This is a genomic window from Halomonas sp. 707D4 (genome assembly GCF_024158685.1).
GTDB lineage: Bacteria > Pseudomonadota > Gammaproteobacteria > Pseudomonadales > Halomonadaceae > Vreelandella.
The window spans coordinates 1-1,085 of the sequence record NZ_JAMZBD010000734.1 but is presented as its reverse complement, the minus strand read 5'-3'; the positions used below and the strand labels follow the sequence as shown (position 1 = coordinate 1,085).

The 1,085-nt window shown below is 65.7% G+C and carries 2 protein-coding genes; both read right to left on the bottom strand.

Annotated features, from left to right (window positions below; all coding sequences use genetic code 11):
- The coding region (locus BIS11_RS18310) for a sterol desaturase family protein (RefSeq protein WP_253586824.1) at window positions 1-465 on the bottom strand (465 nt) is incomplete at its 3' end.
- Window positions 466-480: 15 nt separating this feature from the next.
- A complete protein-coding gene (gene tadA, locus BIS11_RS18305) occupies window positions 481-933 on the bottom strand; it encodes a tRNA adenosine(34) deaminase TadA (RefSeq protein ID WP_253423626.1) in 453 nt (150 codons plus the stop codon).
- Window positions 934-1,085: the final 152 nt, after the last annotated feature.

The window sequence follows — 1,085 nt, the reverse complement described above, 5'->3', positions numbered from 1 at the left end:
CGCCTGGCGGCGCTTGAGCTCGGCCTCGAGCTTTTCCACCGGCGGGGCGTAGATGAAGCCAAACGATACCCCATCCTCGCGCCCTTTCACCGCGTGGTGCAGCCGGTGGGCTCTGTAGAGGCGCTTCATATAGCCGCGCCGGGGAATCAGGCTGAAGGGCCAGCGCTTGTGCACCAGCCCGTCATGCAGCACGAAGTAGATCGCCCCGTAGGCGGTCATGCCAGCGCCGATCCATTGAAGCGGCCAGGCGCCGGCGGTGCCGAAGGCGATCAGCACGATGGCAAGTAGCGCGAACACCACCGCGTACAGGTCATTGCGCTCGAACCAGCCGGTGCGCGGCTCGTGGTGGGAGCGGTGCCAGCCCCAACCGATCCCGTGCATGATGTAGCGGTGGGCAAGTGTTGCCACCACCTCCATGACGGCGACGGTCAGCACCACGATCAGCGTATTGAGCAGCACGGACATCGTGTCTCCTTCGGGTTAGCGGCGCCGGGCGAAGAACGCCTTCAAGAGCTTGCTGGAGGCCGGCGCCAGCACGCCCGCCTCGATGTCGACCCGGTGGTTGAACCAGGGCTGGGCGAGCAGGTTGGCCTTCGATTCGACCATGCCGGTGCGCGGTTCGGCGGCGGCGTAGACCAGCCGCTTGATGCGCGCGTGAATCATGGCGCCTGCACACATCATACAGGGCTCCAGGGTGACATACAGGGTACAGCCATCAAGGCGGTAGTTGCCGAGCGCCCGGCCTGCCTCGCGCAGCGCGCGAACTTCCGCGTGGGCGCTGGGGTCGCAGCGTTCGACCGGGGCGTTGTGGGCGGCGCCGATGATCTCGCCTTCGGGGTCGACCACCACCGCGCCCACCGGCACCTCCCCGGCGGCGGCGGCCAGATGCGCCTGGTCGAGCGCCCGGTGCATGTAAAATTCGTCGCTGCGCATAGAGGCGAACTCCGTTAAGGTAGCTAGCCGATTCTAGAGCGGCCAAACGTCACAGGATACCGAGAATGAACGACGCGCTGAAGACACTGGTGAATCTGCTCGAGCTCGAGACCCTGGAAGAGACGCTGTTTCGCGGTCAGAGCCAGGACATG

Excerpts from the sequence above, each read along its gene's own strand:
- tadA (WP_253423626.1), bottom strand. The coding sequence starts at position 933 with ATGCGCAGCGACGAATTTTACATGCACCGGGCGCTCGACCAGGCGCAT.